Annotated in this window: 18 protein-coding genes; 14 read left to right on the top strand and 4 right to left on the bottom strand. The window is 45.8% G+C overall.

Going from position 1 to position 18,069, the window contains the following annotated elements; all coding sequences use genetic code 11:
* The first annotated feature begins 7 nt into the window (after positions 1 to 7).
* The 5 genes from HMPREF0860_RS10555 (at position 8) to HMPREF0860_RS10535 (ending at position 4,177) form a co-directional block, all read left to right on the top strand.
* Positions 8 to 637 (top strand): LolA family protein, encoded by a 630-nt coding sequence (locus HMPREF0860_RS10555; protein ID WP_021330954.1) that lies wholly within the window; start codon positions 8 to 10, stop codon positions 635 to 637.
* A complete protein-coding gene (locus tag HMPREF0860_RS10550) occupies positions 609 to 2,966 on the top strand; it encodes an MMPL family transporter (protein WP_021330952.1) in 2,358 nt (785 codons plus the stop codon). Before HMPREF0860_RS10555 ends, HMPREF0860_RS10550 begins: the two co-directional genes overlap by 29 nt.
* 10 nt (positions 2,967 to 2,976) lie before the next feature.
* Positions 2,977 to 3,426, top strand: coding sequence for a hypothetical protein (locus HMPREF0860_RS13410; RefSeq protein WP_021330945.1), 450 nt, complete (start codon positions 2,977 to 2,979; stop codon positions 3,424 to 3,426).
* 164 nt (positions 3,427 to 3,590) lie between these two features.
* A complete protein-coding gene (locus tag HMPREF0860_RS10540; RefSeq protein ID WP_038081499.1) occupies positions 3,591 to 3,896 on the top strand; it encodes a type II toxin-antitoxin system RelE/ParE family toxin in 306 nt (101 codons plus the stop codon).
* Positions 3,884 to 4,177: an addiction module antidote protein gene (locus HMPREF0860_RS10535; RefSeq protein ID WP_021330949.1), complete on the top strand. Its 294-nt coding sequence runs from the start codon at positions 3,884 to 3,886 to the stop codon at positions 4,175 to 4,177. Before HMPREF0860_RS10540 ends, HMPREF0860_RS10535 begins: the two co-directional genes overlap by 13 nt.
* A gap of 20 nt (positions 4,178 to 4,197) precedes the next feature.
* Here the strand turns inward: HMPREF0860_RS10535 and HMPREF0860_RS10530 are convergent, their stop codons facing one another.
* Entirely contained in the window at positions 4,198 to 4,572 is a 375-nt protein-coding gene (locus tag HMPREF0860_RS10530; protein ID WP_231364420.1) for a HigA family addiction module antitoxin, read from the bottom strand.
* A gap of 308 nt (positions 4,573 to 4,880) precedes the next feature.
* On the opposite strand from HMPREF0860_RS10530, the gene HMPREF0860_RS10525 reads away from it, so the two are divergent.
* Positions 4,881 to 7,820: a leucine-rich repeat domain-containing protein gene (locus tag HMPREF0860_RS10525; RefSeq protein WP_021330948.1), complete on the top strand. Its 2,940-nt coding sequence runs from the start codon at positions 4,881 to 4,883 to the stop codon at positions 7,818 to 7,820.
* Positions 7,821 to 7,971: 151 nt separating this feature from the next.
* On the opposite strand, the gene HMPREF0860_RS10520 is transcribed toward HMPREF0860_RS10525, so the two are convergent.
* Positions 7,972 to 10,362 carry an efflux RND transporter permease subunit gene (locus tag HMPREF0860_RS10520; RefSeq protein ID WP_021330940.1) on the bottom strand — a complete coding sequence of 797 codons (2,391 nt, stop codon included), beginning with the start codon at positions 10,360 to 10,362 and terminating at the stop codon, positions 7,972 to 7,974.
* Positions 10,363 to 10,586: 224 nt separating this feature from the next.
* Between HMPREF0860_RS10520 and HMPREF0860_RS10515 the strand changes: the two genes are divergently transcribed.
* Positions 10,587 to 11,789: a dicarboxylate/amino acid:cation symporter gene (locus HMPREF0860_RS10515; protein WP_021330936.1), complete on the top strand. Its 1,203-nt coding sequence runs from the start codon at positions 10,587 to 10,589 to the stop codon at positions 11,787 to 11,789.
* A 242-nt stretch (positions 11,790 to 12,031) separates the two neighbouring features.
* On the opposite strand, the gene HMPREF0860_RS10505 is transcribed toward HMPREF0860_RS10515, so the two are convergent.
* On the bottom strand, positions 12,032 to 12,685 hold the full coding sequence (locus HMPREF0860_RS10505; RefSeq protein WP_038081484.1) for a cupin domain-containing protein: 654 nt from the start codon (positions 12,683 to 12,685) through the stop codon (positions 12,032 to 12,034).
* Positions 12,686 to 12,891: 206 nt separating this feature from the next.
* Positions 12,892 to 13,554, bottom strand: a complete 663-nt coding sequence (locus HMPREF0860_RS10500; RefSeq protein WP_038081503.1) for a Crp/Fnr family transcriptional regulator — start codon at positions 13,552 to 13,554, stop codon at positions 12,892 to 12,894.
* A 257-nt stretch (positions 13,555 to 13,811) separates the two neighbouring features.
* On the opposite strand from HMPREF0860_RS10500, the gene HMPREF0860_RS10495 reads away from it, so the two are divergent.
* The 7 genes from HMPREF0860_RS10495 (at position 13,812) to HMPREF0860_RS10465 (ending at position 17,915) form a co-directional block, all read left to right on the top strand.
* Positions 13,812 to 14,243 (top strand): putative toxin-antitoxin system toxin component, PIN family, encoded by a 432-nt coding sequence (locus HMPREF0860_RS10495; RefSeq protein WP_021330951.1) that lies wholly within the window; start codon positions 13,812 to 13,814, stop codon positions 14,241 to 14,243.
* Entirely contained in the window at positions 14,240 to 14,473 is a 234-nt protein-coding gene (locus HMPREF0860_RS10490) for a hypothetical protein (protein ID WP_021330942.1), read from the top strand. Before HMPREF0860_RS10495 ends, HMPREF0860_RS10490 begins: the two co-directional genes overlap by 4 nt.
* 83 nt (positions 14,474 to 14,556) lie before the next feature.
* Positions 14,557 to 15,006, top strand: coding sequence for a hypothetical protein (locus tag HMPREF0860_RS10485; protein ID WP_021495767.1), 450 nt, complete (start codon positions 14,557 to 14,559; stop codon positions 15,004 to 15,006).
* Between the two features lie 46 nt (positions 15,007 to 15,052).
* Entirely contained in the window at positions 15,053 to 15,436 is a 384-nt protein-coding gene (locus HMPREF0860_RS13840) for a hypothetical protein (RefSeq protein WP_162147014.1), read from the top strand.
* 137 nt (positions 15,437 to 15,573) lie between these two features.
* Positions 15,574 to 16,524, top strand: a complete 951-nt coding sequence (locus tag HMPREF0860_RS10475; protein WP_021330950.1) for an ABC transporter substrate-binding protein — start codon at positions 15,574 to 15,576, stop codon at positions 16,522 to 16,524.
* Entirely contained in the window at positions 16,499 to 17,257 is a 759-nt protein-coding gene (locus HMPREF0860_RS10470) for an ABC transporter permease (protein WP_021330941.1), read from the top strand. Before HMPREF0860_RS10475 ends, HMPREF0860_RS10470 begins: the two co-directional genes overlap by 26 nt.
* Positions 17,235 to 17,915: an ABC transporter ATP-binding protein gene (locus HMPREF0860_RS10465; RefSeq protein WP_021330947.1), complete on the top strand. Its 681-nt coding sequence runs from the start codon at positions 17,235 to 17,237 to the stop codon at positions 17,913 to 17,915. Before HMPREF0860_RS10470 ends, HMPREF0860_RS10465 begins: the two co-directional genes overlap by 23 nt.
* The last annotated feature ends 154 nt before the right edge of the window (positions 17,916 to 18,069 follow it).

Below are 18,069 nucleotides of genomic sequence, written 5' to 3'. Positions count from 1 at the left end.
GTATTGTATGAAAAAGATAATTGTTAATGTTATATGTGTTCTTGCTTTTGCGGCGATGCCGCTCTTTGCGGCGGATGCGACATTCGATACTGTATGTGCCGATCTCGCACGCCATCCGAATACGACCGGAAACTTTACGCAGGTGCGTACGATTTCGAAAGTGAACCGTTCGCTCACGTCGAGCGGAACCTTTATATTCAGCCTCGACGGTATTATGTGGAAAACGCTGAAGCCCTTTCCGTCGTCGCTCGTCGTGGGATTGACGAGCGTTATTCAAACGACGCCCGACGGAAAAAAAACCGTTATCGACGCGTCGAACAATCAAATCTTTACGAGCATTTCGACGACGCTCTCTTCGATTTTTTCCGGCAATGTGAAAAAACTGTACGAAAATTTTTCGGTCGCTTTTTCTTCCGACGGAAATAAATGGAGTGCCGTTCTTACTCCGAAAGATAAAACGGTCGCCGCCGTGATGAAAACGCTCGCACTCGGCGGAACGGGCGCGTCCGGCGGTGCCGAATTCGATACGATCGTTATGACCGAAGCGGGCGGCGATACCGTTACCTATACGTTTTCGAATCAAAAGTATCCGAAGGAGCTTTCAGCAGATGAAAAAGCCGTCTTTGCCGCGAAATAAAACCTTTGCATTTGCATGGCTTGTTTTCCACGCGCTCGTCCTTGTCCCTTGTCTTTTTATCATTGCACGCGCGGGTACGGTAAACCTCGACGCCGATCTTTTTAATATGCTGCCGAAGCCGGATATCGGCAAAGCGATGGGCGTCGCCGACGAACGCCTTACCGAAATGACGGGGCAAAACGTATTTATCCTCGTATCGCATAAAGATTTCGATACGGCGAAGTCCGTCGCGGAAACCGTCTACGGTGAATTGAAAGACAGCCCGCGATTTAAATCGGTATCGCTGTATTCCGATGAAGCGATGCTCCAAAGCGTGATGGACTTTGTGCACGAGTACCGCTGGAATCTGCTCGACGATGAAGCCGTCGAAACGCTTTCATCTCCGGGCGGCGCGGAAAGCTTTGCCGAAAACGCGCTTGCGAAAGCCTACGGCGCCTTTACGTTTTCTTCTCTCGATAAGCTGGAAGACGATCCGTTTATGCTCGACGAATACGTATTGCAATACTACCTCGCGTCGCTCGAAAACTCCGGTACGTCAATGTCGCCGAAAGACGGTGTGCTCGCTGCCCAATACGGCGGCAGCTGGTATGTGATGGTTCAGGGCATTTTAAGCAAAGAAGGGGCGGCGCTTGCAAGCAAGTCGAACGCCGTCGTGCAGATTTACGACGTGTGCGAACCGCTCGAAAAAGACGGCGTGCGCTTTGTGTATTCGGGTACTCCCTTTCACAGTCACAAAAGTTCGACGTCGGCGAGCAGAGAGATTTCGATTATTTCAACCGTAACGCTGCTCGGCATTATTATTTTATTGCTGATCGTGTTTAAAAATCCGCTGCCGCTCGTTTTGTCCATCGTATCGATTTTGCTTTCGATCGCGACGGCATTTGCGATGACGTATACATGCTTCGGTCAGATCCACATACTAACGCTCGTGTTCGGCACATCGCTGATCGGCTCGTGTATCGATTACAGTCTGCACTTTTTCATCCACTGGAAAGCGAACAAGGCGCTCGCAAGCGGTGCGGAGATCCGCCGTCATTTGATGACCGGTCTTTTACTGTCGCTTGTCTCCACCGAACTCTGCTATTTTATTCTCGTATTTGCACCGTTCGGATTGCTCAAGCAGATGGCGGTATTTTCGCTTACCGGCATTTTCAGCGCGTTTTTAACCGTCGTAAGCGTGTATCCTCTGCTTGCGATGCCGGCCGATGCCAAGCGCGCGATCCCGCTCATCGATGCGCTTGCCGCGCCTAAGTGGTATGACAAAAAGAAAATCGGCAGAATTGCAGTAGTTTCGATTTTTGCCGTAACGCTTACGACGCTTTTCGTCAACCGTAAAAATATTAAAATAGAAAACGACGTCAACACCTTATACGAAGCGACCGGACGCGTCCGCGAAGATGCGGTCATTTCGTATAAAGTGCTCAACTACAATCCGACTGGCTGGTTTATCATAGCCGGAGACACGGTTGAAAAAACGCTCGAAGAAGAAGAAGCGCTCTGTAAGCGCCTGTCGGAAGTCAACGAGGGTAAAGCGCTCGGCGGTTTTATTGCAACGTCGCAGTATATCCCGTCCCTTGCAAAGCAAAAAAAATCGTACGAAGCGGCGGGAAATCTTTTGCCGTTCGCACCCGTCCAATACGAAATGCTCGGCTATGATGCGTCGCTTGCGGCGGAACTGCAGGCATCGTACGATGCGGACGCAGCAAAGTACATCACTCCCGACGGTGATATCCCGTCGTACCTCAAAAAAGCGATATCGTCCGCATGGCTCGGTGAAATCGACGGGAGGTACTATTCCATCGTGCTTCCCATTTCGATTACCGACGAAGCGGCGTATATACGGATCGCCTCGGAAAATCCGAACGTCTATTTTGAAAATAAAATCAAAGACATCGGACGCGATTTGGATCGTTTGACGAAGACGATTTTGACGCTGTTTGCAATCGCATACGTCGTCATCGTCATCGTGCTGAAGATTTTTTACAACTGGCGGCACACGCTGAAGATCGCATCTATCCCGCTGCTCATCGTGCTCGTCATCGCATCGATATTTTCGGCGCACGGCATACCGCTCGAATTCTTTTCGATTACCGGCATGATTTTGGTGTTCGGTCTCGGTCTCGACTACGTGATCTACATGGTCGAAAACGAAAAGCGCAGCGACACGTCGGTGAACGCTCGCCTTGAACCTTTTGCGATTTTGCTGTCGTTTTTGACGACCGCCGTTTCCTTCGGTGCGCTCGCGCTCAGTTCCTTCGTGCCGGTACACATGCTCGGTCTTTCGATCTTTTTGGGCTTGACGACGGCGTTTTTGTGTACGGTGTTGTAGGGGGCGATTTATGAAGCGAGTCGGAATTGTGTTTGCGATATTTTTTATTGCGGTGCAGGTAATTTGTGCGAATGAACCGTTTAAATATTATTCCGATTGGGAAACCGGATATAAAGGTTATGCGAAAGCAGAGTATTGGGTAAAGGATACTCAAATTAGTGAAAAACTTAGAAAGACTTTTGAGAGCGATATTACACAAGATCTTGAAGAAATTGAAAAAAGCTTTGAAGAATATTTTAATGATTTTGATGTTTCCGATATATTAAAACTTACCAAAGAGGATTTATGGCTGTGCCGATCCGCTTTGTCCGAATATGATTTGGAAGACGGAGAAGTATATTTTATATGTTGGTATCGTACACCGAACTCGGATACGGTAAAAGTTTTGATTGCCGTTATAAAAGATAACGGAAAGTCGTTTGACTATTATTTTACGAAAGTTATGACTGAAAAAAAATAATATTATTTTCTCTTTAATCCTCTAACCGAAGCTGAAAACTTTTCTTGCTGTTGCGGAACCTCATTGATTATTTCATCGGCTGTTTATCTTAAAAGGTTGGTGTTTCGGGCGATTTTTAGGAAAAAACTGTTGACGGAGTGTATATCATGCTATACAGTATAATTGTGTATAAGGTATTACAGACAGAAACATATAAGAAATGGTTTAAAAAACTCCGTGATGAAAGAGCGAAATTCGCCATAGGTCAAAGAATTGCAAGAATGACAGTCGGCAATTTCGGGGATTCCAAGACGGTAGGCGGCGGAGTTTTTGAGCTGAGGATAGATGTAGGAAAAGGCTACAGGGTTTATTTTACGAACAATGGAAAGCAGATTGTAATACTTCTTGTGGGTGGTGATAAATCAACACAAGATGAGGATATAAAGACTGCCAAGAAAATGGCCCGGGGGTATCGATTATGGAAAAATTGACTGAATTTGATATGGCAGAATATCTTGATACCGAAGAATTACAAAAAGGCTATCTTGACTATAATGCCAAAGAGGGAACACCTGAAGATTTACTCCGTGCAATAAACGCAGTGGCAAGAGCAAGGGGAATGACAAAGACGGCAAAGGAAGCGGGCATTACAAGAGATGGGCTTTACAAGGCACTTGCCCCCGAAGCGAACCCCGCTTTTTCAACGGTGTTTAACATTCTCCACGCTATCGGTTATACACTCACGCCTACACCGATAGCAAAAACGATGTAACGAATCGGAATATTAATCCTTTACCCGAAGCAGGCGACTTTTACATTTTTCGGCGCGTTTTGCATCGCAAGCCATAACGTAAGTTTCATTTGCATTACCATCCAGCTTTCCGGTGTTGTAGCCGTTGTTTTAGCAATCCTAATTGCCATTTCTGGACTTAACGCGGATTTTTCATTTACAAATTCCGAGAGCGTTTTTCTTGTAACCCCAAGCATCTCTGCCGCATCGGTGATGGTTACTCCCAACGGTTCAAGAACATCTTTTAAGAATACTTCACCCGGATGAGTCGGTTTTCTAGTCATAGTTAGTTTGGAAGCATGTTCAGGAATAATTCCCGCTTTATTCCCGGTTTCGAAAAAATCTTTAAGACCTTTATGCCGCCATGATTTAATCATAATTGATTATACTTAATAACGCGTAACGTATCAAGTTATACCGATGGTTTTCCGCTACACGCGTACGTTTTGCAAAACGATTGACAAAGCGGTGTTGAATAGTTATCGTTGATAATCATAGATAGAATTGTGCATCAATTTTTGAGTCTTGTAAATGAAGTTTTCATTTATTGCATAGAAATGATTTTGAAAGAGGGCTATTATGAAAAGAAGCAAACGCGGGTTTGTATTTTTTGTAAGCGTATGTATCGCTTTGACAGCGTTATGTATCGGATGCAGTAACGATTCCGATAGCGGTTCTTCCGGCGGTGGAAACGGATCCGGCGGCGGAGGAAGCTCGGGCGGCGGAGGCGGTAGTAGCGGGGGGGGGGACCCTCATAACAAAAACGGTAACGGTAGGGGAAGCTCCGTCATATATTAAACAGCTCGATGCAGATAACCGTTATATAGTCAAAGTTACCGGTTCTTTCAACGAAAGTCTATTTCCTGCAGATATTTTATTGTCGTTGATCGGGAGCGCATTGACGGGTACTCCTGTAAAAAGAGTTACGCTCGATTTATCCGCTACCGAAGATTTTCCGGGCATAACACTCCAAGATTTTAAAGGCGCGACATCGCTTGTCGAAATCTCCTTGCCTGCTTCTAAGAACAATACTGTCATAGGTAAGGAAGCCTTTTGGGGGTGTACAAATCTTGTAAAAATTTCCATACCGGATTCCGTAACGGAAATCGGCGAATCCGCATTCTATAAGTGTTCCGCTCTGAAAGATGTACATATTCCTTCGGCGGTTACGACGATTAAGAAGAACACATTTTACGAATGCACGTCATTATCGGAAATAACCATTCCCAAAAATATTGTCTCGATTGCAGAAGATGCTTTTTATAAGTCAGGCATAAAAAAAGTTACCTTTGATAAAGAATCGCAGCTTACCGAAATTAACTGTTTCAGCGGATGCGCAGCGCTTGAACAAGTGGAAATTCCTGCGTCTGTTACAAAGCTCGGTAAAAATGCTTTTTCCCTGTGTACTTCGCTTACAACCGTTTCTTTCGAGGAAACGGCTAAGGTGGAAGAGCTTATCGGTTTTGCCGGATGTACTTCGCTTACAAGTATTGAGATTCCTCCGTCGGTAAAGACGATAGCCGATCGTGCTTTTTCAGATTGTACCGCTCTGCAATCGATAACCGTTCCCAAATCCGTTAAAACGCTTGGGTCGTCCGCTTTCGGAAATTGTACGGCGCTCAGTTCCGTAAATTTTGAAGCGGGCTCACAGCTTACAACATTGAAAGGGGGGATTTTTTCCAATTGCAGCAGTTTACGCTCAATCGAACTGCCGGCTTCGGTTTCAAGTTTCGAGCCGAACATTTTTGAAAACTGCAATAAGCTTACAACAATCGCGGTAGCCGCAGAGAATACAACCTATGCGGCTGAGAACAATTATGTTTATACAAAAGGTTCGAAAAAACTTTTTTGTGCGGCACCCGGCATAACGGAAGTAACCGTGTCGGGAACTGTTGCAGAAATTGCTTCGAATGCGTTCGTCTATTGTACCGAGCTTACTAAAGTGACGATGGCGGACGGCTGCCGGAGTCGTGGATCCGATTTTTCAAAATGTACAAAACTGACCGATGTTGCAGTCGTTCATACGGAAGGAGTGACGGAAGGAAAATTTAGATTTAGCGGAAGCACTACGATAAAAAACGCCGTGATTGCAGATGGTGTTCCGTCCGTTAATTATGCGTTTTCGAACTGTACTGCATTGGAACAGGTTACGATCGGCAATGGCGTAAAAAAGATATACTCGGCATTTAACGGTTGCAGCAAGCTTCTGCGTATACACATTCCGGCAAGCGTTACTGAATTGCACGAAGTTTTTGCGGACTGTACCGCTTTGACCGAACTCACGGTGGATCCTGCAAATACGACATACGCTTCTGAAAATAATTGTATTTATGAGAAAAATTTAAAACAGCTTTTAGCCGTTGCTACCGGACTGGAAGAAGTAGTCCTTCCCGATACTATTAAATTTGTGTATTCATGGAATTCTCCATTTCGACGTCATACAGTTCTTAAAAAATTGACAATAGGGACGAATCTCGTTTCGTTTCCGAGCGGTACGTTTGCGGATTGCAGTGCATTAGCGGAAGTACGCTATAAAGGCAGCCCTTCCCAGTGGGCGGCGATAGAGTTCAAGGACAAAGAAGCGAATCCTGTTTATTTTGCAAAGCAATTGTATTTTAACGACGTGCTTGAGGAAAATATTACGCTTTCCGATACAACACGCAATAAGGAAGTAACGCAATTTGCGTTTGTCAATTGTACCAATATTAAAACGATAAACATGAGAGATATTCGAACAATTGCGCGCAATGCTTTTGATGGATGTTCAAATCTTTCAACTATAAAACTTGAAAAGATTTGTGAAGGCAGTATTGATTCCCGCGCTTTCAATGGATGTAGAAATTTATCGAAAATTTATTATTACTATGATAATAATAATCACAATGCGAGAGAATGGACCGATATTTGGGGCGGGATTGTATTTGACTATCCGTATGAATTGTACATCAATGATAATCAGGCTACAAAGGTTGTCATAATGCCTATCCTTTTTTATAGCACGACATATGCCAATTGCATAAGTATACAAGAGGCTGAACTATCTGTAGACACAGTGTTAGCAAATACGTTTTCTAAGTGTAGTAATCTTAAAAACATAATTCTATATTCAAAAATTAAAAAAATTGAAGAAAAGGCTTTTCTCGGCTGTACTTCTATAGAAAAGGTGTGCTATCGTGATACAATACAGAACTGGTGTAATATTTCCTTTGCAGGGTCTGATGCGAATCCTCTAAAATACGGACACCGGCTGTATATCGGCAAAAAAATTGGTTTGTATGAATGGTCTTATGAACCGGTTACTGAGCCGGAAGTTCCGGTGCTGAATGAAAATAAAAGTTATGTTTTCTACGGAGCGAATTTTACTAAGGTAACGTTTGCAGCCGGCAGCAAAGTGATTCCCGACTATACTTTTGCCGAATGCAAAGAATTGACGAAGGTTACGATTCCCTCATCCATGAAAACGATAGGACAAAGCGCTTTCAGTAATTGTACGAAGCTTACGACAATCGAATTCGAAGGTACATCGGCGGAATGGAATGGAATAAAAAAAGAAAAAGAATGGAACATGGGCATTCCCGCGACGGCGGTAAAGTGCCTCGGCGATAACGTCGATGTCCAGTTGTAAAATACCGTAATAACTGCATCGCAAGCTCGAATGTCTCGTCACCCGCACGAAGGCGCATTCGGTTTGCGTAATTTAATGCTTTCGTTTTTATTAATTTCGCACCGCCTGCAAACGCTCCGCAAAACTGCGGGGCGTTTGCGTCGATTGTCGATCAGCGATTTCGTTCGATCCCGTCGAATTCTTTTCCGAACGGTTTCGTCACATAGATGAGCGCGGGCGTCATGAGGTAGTCGGCAACCAAAGCTGCCGTCAAACCGATAATCGAAAGCATTCCGATGCGATGCATCGTGGTCATCGGGCTGAACGCGTAGATGAGGAACATGGCGCAGATGATAACCGTTGTCATGCACATCGTCTTTCCGATTTCAAGATAGGTACGCAAAATCGCATCTTTGTAATTTCCGTGCACTTCGTAATAATATTTGACGTGATTGATAAAGTGAATCGTATCGTCGACGGCGATGCCGAGTATCATCGGCATGATCGTCATCGTCATCATATCGAGCTGGAAGCGGAAATAGCCCATAATGCCGGCGAGAATGATGACCGGTGTGATATTCGGGATCATTCCGATGAGTCCCGTCCGAATGCTCATAAACACGAGGATGAGCATCGCAGCGATCATGATAAACGAGCCTGCAAACGATTTCAATTCTCCGCGTACGATTTTTCCGTTCATTTCGGCAAACTCGGCGACCGCTCCGATAGCGGAAACTTCGGCGCCGGGGAAAAGTTCTTCAGCGGCTTTTTCCGCATCCGCGATGTTCGATGCGATTTGACTGCTGTTGTATGTCGCGAGATTGACATTGACGTATGCCATATTGTAATCGGCGTTGAGCCAATCGTAGAGCCGAGAGCCGCCGGTTATTTCGTACAGGAAGAGTTCCTGTGTCAAAAGGTCTTCGTCGTCGGGGATCGAATAATACGCCGGATCGTCTCCGTTCAGCATGCGGTTCGTTTCTTTTACGATGTCGAGCACCGATTTGACGCGGGGTTTCCCGTTCGATTTTCTCGTCAAACTTAAATTGCCGAGCGTGTTTTCGAGCTTTTCGAGTGCGAACATGCGTTCGGGTTTTTTGAATTCATCGACGTCGGGATATTCGATTAATATTTTATACGAATACACCGAACCGAGCTGCGTCTCCTGCAGTTTTGCCAAGCGAGCGATGTACGGGATCTTTAATCCGAGCATTTCGATATAGTCGAGCGTTACGCGGATTTTAAAAATTCCCGGAATAAAGACGACGATCATCGCGAAACCGACGATGAGGACGGCTTTGCTGTGTTTCAACACGCGCTTCCCGAACGACTCGAACGCGAGGTCGGCTTTCGTCACTTTCTGCGTCGTTGCGCTTTCTTCCTTTTTTTTATCTTTTCCGAACGAAAGCAGTACGGGGATCAGGATGATCGCGTAGAGGAATATGACCAAAACGGTCGCCGACGATGTCAAGCCGAGCCATTTGAGCGGACCGATGTCGACGAGGGCGAAAGAGATGAGGGATGCGATCGTCGTGAGCGCGGTAAAGAAGAGCGGCCAGCCGGTTTCTTCGACCGACATGATGACCGATTCTTTTCGAATCCCCGTCTGTCTGAAATGCAGTTTGAACGAATTGATGTAGTGGATCGAATAGCCGACCGACAGCGCCATGCCGAGCAAAATCGGAATCGTCATCATATTTTGATCGGCTACGATGCCGAAGTACGACATAAAGCCGAATACGACGCCGATACCGCCGACCGTCGAAAAAAGAGGGACGATGAGACCGCGCAGAGAACGGACGAATAAAATCAAACAGATGATCATTGCGATAAAGCCGCTTATAAGGTTGCGCGACATCTCTTTTTGCATGACGTCGGTTTCTTCGCATTCCGTGTACGGCGTTCCCGCGCAGATAAGATTCCATTTATCGCTTTGCCACTTCGGGTCTTCGAGCAATTTATGTGCGGCTCTACCTGCTTTGTACATGCCGGTGCGCGCTTTATTGTCTTCTTCGCCGTAGCCGTACAGATAGAGGATGACCCAAGTTTCGGTCGCATCTTCGGAGACGAGTTTGTTTGCAATCGCTTCGCGCGAGAGTAGAAATTTTTTGATCGATTCCATCTCCGCTTTGCCTTCGGCCGTGTGCGTGTCGGGTATGCCGTCTTCAAACGGCGTGACGACTTGCATACCGTCATCGGTACCTTTTGCAACCGAAACTTCGACGACGGACATGACATCGCGTGCATAGGGAATCGTTTCCATCATTTCGTTTCCGAGCCGGTCGATCATGTTGAGTACGTCGGAATCGAATACGTCTTTTGTCTGAACCAAAACCGTGATGACGTCTTCGTTGCCGAACGTCTCTTCAAAGCGATCGGTTGCGAGTTTGATTTTCTCTTTGTCGCCGAACCAGTCTTCCTGCAGATCTTCAGCGACGAATTTTCGCAAACCCGAAAGCCCGACCGCGGTAACGACGAACATCGCGAGCAAAAAAAGCCATCGAAATTTTACTTGGATTTCTCCGAATTTTCGGAACGCTTTGTTTATTTCCAATACTTTCATAGAAGCTCCTGTTTCGTTGTTAGCTTATGCTAATTGTATTATTGTGTCAAGAACAAAAAAATCTGCCGATAGAAACGGAAAATTTTTATCGGCTTATAATGTACGGCTTTGCATAAAAAATTTGACAACCTGAAAAAGCGGATTTATACTGTTTTATATTGCGGAATCGGAACATTTTACTATGCTGCCGGATCGACGCCGCAAAAAGGAGGATTTTTAAAATTATGGAAAAAAAAGAAAGTTTCAAATTGGGTCTCTTGCCGCAGCTCGGCTTGGGAATTCTTGCCGGCGTACTGTTGGGCTTGTTCGTCCCCGCTTCGGTGATGGGTATTATTGCAACGATTAAAAAATTGCTCGGTTCGCTCATCTTTTTTGCCGTTCCGCTCGTCATTTTCGGCTTTATCGCTCCGGCAATCTGCGATCTGAAAGTAAATGCAGGAAAGATGCTCGGTTCGTTTTTACTCATATCGTACGCTTCGGCGGTCGGCGCATCGCTGTTTTCAACGGTTGCCGGATACATACTGATTCCGTTCCTGCACGTTCCTTCGCAGGCCGCCGCGCTGATTGAAGTTCCGGCGACTCCGTTCGTATTGAATATCCAACCTATCATGCCGGTTATGACCGCGTTGCTGCTTGCGATTTTGGTCGGTATTTCGGTTATCTGGACGAAGGCTGCGACCGTCGAAAAAGTGCTGAAAGAAACGCAGGCGATGGTGCTTGCAGTCGTAAACCGCGTTATCGTACCGGTATTGCCGTTCTTTATCGCGACGACTTTTGCAGAACTCGCATACAGCGGCAGTTTGACGCGCCAGCTTCCGGTATTCTTGAAAGTTATCGTAATCGTATTGATCGGACATTTTATTTGGATGACGCTGCTCTATCTTATCGGCGGCGCGGTTTCAAAGAAAAATCCGCTGGAAGTCGTAAAGCACTACGGCCCTGCGTATGCGACCGCCGTCGGTACGATGTCGAGCGCGGCGACGCTGCCGGTCGCATTGCAATGCGCACATAAATCGAGCGTTTTGCCTTCGGATATCGTTGACTTCGCCATTCCGCTCGGAGCGACGACGCATTTGTGCGGATCGGTTTTGACCGAAACGTTTTTTGCCATGACGATTTCCCAGCTGCTTTACGGTTCCGTCCCCTCGGTCGGAACGATGATTTTGTTTTCGTTTCTGTTCGGAATTTTTGCCGTAGGCGCGCCCGGTGTTCCCGGCGGAACGGTTATGGCGTCTCTCGGTATCGTCATCAGCGTGCTCGGTTTTAACGAAGTCGGTACGGGATTGCTCATTGCGATTTTTGCGCTGCAGGACAGCTTCGGTACGGCATGCAACGTAACCGGTGACGGTGCCCTTGCGCTGATTTTACGCGGCCTTTTTTACAAACCCGACGGGACGATAAAACAGGCGGCAAAGAGTGCCGATTGATCGCTTTCAGCGGTCCGAACATAGGGCTGCAGTATTTTATAAAGTACCGTGAGACAGTCGATATCTGTTCGAATCTCATCGGTATCAATAATTTTGTTGCCCTCGCCGAAGCGCCGCACGATATTTTTATAAAAATATCGTGCGGTTTCAATATGAGGCTATGCGATGATTGTACTTTGTGAGAAAAGGGAATATTTTGTACGGCGTTTTTGTCGATTATTCTGCCTGCGATATGCGTACAATCAGTCGCGGACGAGCAGCAAAGCCATTTTGAATTTGCCTTCCGCTTTGACGTAGTGCTTGCCGTTTTTATCGAACTTAAAGTTTTCGCCTTCGTGAATGCGGTACTCTTTTCCCTCATATCCGATAATGCCTTCGCCGTCGAGGCAGAATATAATCGCGTCTCCGGGGGCGGAATGTTCGGACAATCCCGTTCCTGCGTCGAAAGCCATAATCACAAATTTGGTTTTGTCGCTGTCGACAAGATCCATGTTTACAATCTTTCCGTCTTTATAGGGAAGAAGATCTTTTAATGCGAAAACTTTCGCGCTCTTTAAAATGTCGTTCATAACACACTCCTTATCTAAAAGTATTTCCGAATATATGCATCCCGTTTTGCTTCGTATGCCGACGGGAATATTCTGCGGTACGATGAAAATGTCACCGCGTGTAAGCACTTGCGTTTCCGCCGTCAAATACAGCACTTCGGCGCCGCCTTCTTCGATCTTCCAAATTTTCGGATAGTCGTAGCTTTCGGGGCTGATGTTCGTGCCTGCCGCGATCGAAAAAACGCTCATGCTGCACCCGTTCCCCTGCAGCACCTTTTCCGAAACCGTACACCCTTCTACCGGCGCATTGTCTTTTGCGATGGAAAATATATGTTTGCTTTTCAGCATATCGGCCTCCGTGAATCGTCTGGAATAAACATACTGTAAATCCGCTGCCGAATCCGTTGCACAGGCAACAAAAATATTGGAGCTATGCAAAATCGATTTGATTAATAATTTATGGAAAAAGTAATAATTCGTATCTGTCAATCGGTACCGCTGGAGTTTTTCCGTACACATCGTACATCGGGCGATAAACTGCCGGTGCGGCAAGTTCAATTCAGCGTTACCGTTTTCCCTTCGATTTGAATAATTCCTTCACGATTCATGCGGCTCAACTCGCGCGAGACGGCGCTTCTGTCGGCCGATATGAATTGCGCGAGTTTTTCGCGCGTAAACGGCAGCGTAAACGAATTGCGGTGCAGCGCGTTTTGCGTGAGATGCAGGTAAAATAAAAGCTTGTCGCGGAGCGTCGGCTGCGCCAAAAGCTGAATTTTCATGTTGAGGTGCTGAATGTCGCGCGCCATTTCGCGCAACAGATTTTCGAGCACGATTATGCGGTAGGGGCAGCCGCACCGATTTGTGCCGTCTTCCGAGGGAAGCTGAATGAACAGAACCTTTGTCTTTTCCGCGCTGATAATGCGCAAAAACGGGTTCGCCTGTCTGAGACAGCACAGCGCTTCTCCGAAAGATTCTCCTCGTCCGATTTCTTTGAGCAGCACGGTTTTGCCGTCTACACCGATTTGTTCGGCGTGAACGTATCCGTCGACGACGATTCCCGCATAAGAGACTATATCGCCGGAACGGTATATCTCTTGCCCGCACTCGAAGGAGCGGTAAAATCCGCGCAGGCAGGCGATCGCTTTGTCTATGTCTTTGGCGGGAATCCCTTTGAATACCGCCGTTCGCGCTAAAAACGACGTGTAAAAATTCAGCATTTTTTCCCCGTTTGTTGCTGCGGCAACGGAATTTATTATTCGTGCGGAGGATTTAATACCCCGGCGCTCTGCGCCGTAACAAAGGGGATTAAAGCCGACTGCGATACCTTTTGGGAACGACATACCTCGCCGTAAACCAGCGAGGTATGTCGATTAGTTTATGCTAACTTTTAGACAGTGTCAATCATCATATAAATCATCCGTACATTCAGTTTTAAAATATTGACGGATAGCCTATCTCATATATAATATAGATTATGAACGGACCGGTTGTCGTCATAGATACAAATGTGATTTTATCCGCATTAAAAAGTATCAACGGGCAATCGAACCGATTACTGCAAAAGATAGATACGGGCGTATTTGATTTTGCGTTGTCGGTACCGCTTGTTTTGGAATATGAAGCCGTTCTAAAGGAATACCTAAATCGAGCGGATTATTCGGACGAGGTTATCGACGATTTTTTGGATTATCTTTGCCGCGTCGGTAAACACATAGAATTATTTTACCTGTGGAGACCGTATTTAAAAGATCCGTATGACGATCACGTATTGGAAGTTGCAATTCAATCCAATAGTGAATTTATAATAACGTATAATAAAAAAGATTTTAAGGAAGCGAAATCTTTAGGCATAAAGATAGTGACGCCTAAAGAATTCTTAAAATATGCAGGAGGCCGGCACGAATGAGTACCTTGAGCATCAACATTCCCGATTCGTATCATAAAATGGTAAAGACCGTATCGAAAGAAGATAAAATCTCAATAAATCAGTTTATAGCTTCGGCGATCGGCGAAAAGCTGTCCGCAATGCAAACCGCCGCCTATCTTCAAAAAAGAGCGGAAAGAGGTTCGCGGGAAAAATTTCTGTCGGTTTTAAATAACGCGTCGAATACCGAACCGGAAGAATACGATAAATAAAATGATATGAGATTATCGTATAATGCTTCCGTGTCTATATATTCCGTATCAATATATATGGTTGTCTTCGGAGGTAATCTTGTATGAACAAAGATAAGCAAAACAAGGAAGATCCTAAGAATATAAACTTTCGCGAGAGGGTACTTAGTTTTTTTTCTGAAGAAAACATTTTTTTTAAAATCTTACCACAAATAATGCGTCTTATTGCGATTCTAGGTACAGTCTTAGGTTCGATAAAGTTATCATTAGATTTTTATATAAATCAAAGCTATAAACAAAATGCATTTGAATTTTATAAAATATCGACGGAGTATTTTGCAATCGATTCGAATAAGAATTTATTTTTAATACTTTTGTATTTAATCTTGATAGTTTTTATCGGATCGCCTGTTATAGTAAAAAAAAATTTATCCGATGGAAAAAGAGGAGGCAATTACAAAATTTGCAAATTTGTTTCTTTTATCGACTTCCGTTTTCCTTCTATGGCTTTTCGATATAGGAGCCATAAGGTCTTTCTGTTCAAATCAGAATAGTCCAAGATGGATTTGTTGGATTTCGAGTAAATGCGGGTGGGTAACGATGATTGTTGTTGCCTTTTTTTGTTTTATGGCTATATGGGGCTTATGCAATATAGAAGAATTGAGGCCGAAAAAGGTGAGGTTCTTTATCTTTCTGATTTCCTGTTTAATTTCCGGCGGAATATCTGTTGCGTATTTTATCAGCGCCAATGAATTTATTATAGAACCATCCCGTAAGGTTTACTATGAAACGTTTGTCGATGTGGAGTACGGCAATATGGCGGTTATTTCAAAAATAAGCGATCAAACGAAACTTATTGCGGTAAACTATGAAATAAAAGACGGTTCACCGAATATTCTGTATACCAGCAAGTATATCGTGCTGCCGGTGGAAGGGAAATTTTTTAGACGAAAGAAAATCGGCCCGAATCCTGAAATAAAATAGTCTTTACGAACGGCTTTTCCGACTCTTTATTTTCACAAAAATTCAGCATTTTTTCCCCGTTTGTTGCTGCGGCAACGGAATTTATTATTAGTTTATGCTAACTTTTAGACAGTGTCAATCATCCGGAGGTATCAGAGATGAAAAAGATAGTGTTTGCTGCGGCCGCGCTGTTTATTGCGCTGAACTGTGCCGCCTTTGCAAAGGAACAGGTGATCCGCATCGGTATGCCGAAAGCGCCGCCCGCTTTGCCCGTTTTGCGCATGATCGAATCGAATGCGCTCGGCGAAAACGTCAAAATCGAATATACGATTTGGGATGCGCCGGAAAAACTTATCGCGATGGTGCAGAGCGGCGATTTCGATATGTTTGCGTTTCCGCTGACGGTTGTCGCAAAGCTGTACAACAAGGGCGTTCCCGTAACGCTGACGAATGTGGACACGTGGGGCGTTTCGTATTTTTTGACGACCGATCCCGCGCTTAAAAACTGGTCGGACTTAAAAGGGAAAACCGTGTATGTCCCGCTGCAGTCTTCGCCGCCCGACGTTATCACGCAGTTTTTTATGAAAAAAGCAGGCCTTACGCCGAAAAAAGACGTAACGATTATCTACTCTTCGCGTCCGGAAATCGCGCAGATGATGGCTGCCGGAAAAATTCAATATGCGACGATGATCGAACCGCAGGTTACGGCGATTTTAATGCAGAATAAAAATACGCGTGTTGCGTTTTCGTTCGAAGAAGAATGGAAAAAAGTTACCGACGACAACACGATTATTCCGAATGCGGGCTTCGGCGCAAAATCGAAATTCATAAAAGACAATGCCGAACTTGTCGCACGCTTTGAAGCGGAATACGAAAAGGCGCTGAACTGGGTGCTGCAAAATCCCGACAAGGCGGCTGCTCTTGCCGATTCCAAGCTCGGCATGAAAGCGCAGGTTGTACAAAAAGCGATTCCGCGCATGGGGCTTATCTATAAAAACGCATACGATGCGAAAGCCGACTTGCAGCAGTTTTGGCAGCTTTTAGTCGATTTTGATCCGGCAACGATCGGCGGAAAAGTTCCCGATGAAAAAATCCTCTATAAAAAATAACTGCATAGCGGCGCTCGCCATGCTTGCACTGTGGCAGGTACTCTCTTTAGCGTACCCGCCGCTTGTAGTGCCGCCGATTCCGGCCGTCGGTAAAATACTTGCGCGCATTTTGTCCGCTCCCGATCTTTTGCACGAAGCGGCAAAAACTTTGGGCAGGCTCGGCGCGGGGCTTTTTTTCGGCGTTGCGTCGGGCTGCCTCGTCGGCTATGTGTGCGGCCTGTGCAAAACGTGCCGGGAACTGTGCAAACCGGTTCTCGGCGTGCTGCAGGTTGTGCCGCCCGTTGCGCTGCTTGTGCTTGCGATCATCTGGTTCGGTTTTAACGGAAAGCCCGCCGTCCTTATCGTCGCGGTTGCGATTTTTCCGATTATCGCGATTTCGGTGCAGGATGCGGTTTTGCACGTAGACCGAAAACTGCTTGAGATGGGAACCGTGTTCAAATATACGAAAAAGCAACGCTTTTTTTTAATCACGTGGCCGTCCGTAAAGCCGCAGTTTTATTCCGGTTTGCGGATCGCCTTGGGTACTGCATCCAAAACGGTCGTTATGGGCGAAGTGCTGACGACTTCTTCCGGCATCGGCGGGCAAATTGTGAATGCGCGTTTGAACATCGAACCGGAAGCGATTATCGCGTGGACGGTCGTGTCGGTGTGCATGTACTATGTGCTGGAAGCAGCCGTCGCTCTGCTGTTTGTGCCGAAGGAACAAAAATATGCTCAGCGTAAACAATCTTAAAAAAATCTACAACGGCAAAACGGTTATCGACCGGCTTTCTTTTTTTGTGCGCGGCGGCGATATTGCGGTTATCGTCGGGCCTTCCGGCTGCGGAAAGTCGACGCTGCTCAATATTGTTGCCGGTCTCGATACGAATTTTGAAGGCTCGCTGCAAACGGGCGGCAAAAAAATCGGCTATGTGTTTCAGGAAGACAGGATTCTTCCGTGGCTGACCGTCACGCAAAATATCAAATCGGTAAATCCCGAAGGCGATGATAAAGAAGTACAGCGCTTTATCGATATGGCGGGCCTTACCGGATTCGAGCGCTATTATCCTGACGAACTGAGCGGCGGTATGAAGCAGCGCTGTTCGATTGCGCGCGCGCTTTATTACGGCAGCGAGCTTTTGCTTATGGATGAACCGTTCAAGTCGCTCGACTACGGCATCAGACATAAGATGATTGCCGATTTGCTTGCGATTCATCAAAAAGAAAAAAATACGATTTTATTCGTTACGCACGACATCGAAGAAGCGCTTTCGGTTGCCGACGTTGTTTTCGTGTGCAAAAAAAATCCGATGCGCCTTGCCGACACGCTCGACCTGCACGACAAAAGCGAACTTACGCCCGCAAAAAAGCAGGAATTAAAAGACGGGATTTTAAAGATAATAGCAGCGTGAGGGCGATAGCCGTAACGCTTTTCAAGGGATGCCGCTGTGGCTGCGTCCGGAAGTTTTCCGCGCACTTACATCACACACAAAAAAACCGCCCCAAGCCGGAGCTTTTTCCGATTTGAGAGCGGTCAGATTAGTTTAATTTGTAATAAAACAGGGG

This window comes from Treponema socranskii subsp. socranskii VPI DR56BR1116 = ATCC 35536 (assembly GCF_000468115.1).
Taxonomy (GTDB): Bacteria; Spirochaetota; Spirochaetia; order Treponematales; family Treponemataceae; genus Treponema_D; species Treponema_D socranskii.
Note: the sequence above shows the minus strand (reverse complement) of the source record. Positions and strands in the feature narration are given on the sequence as shown.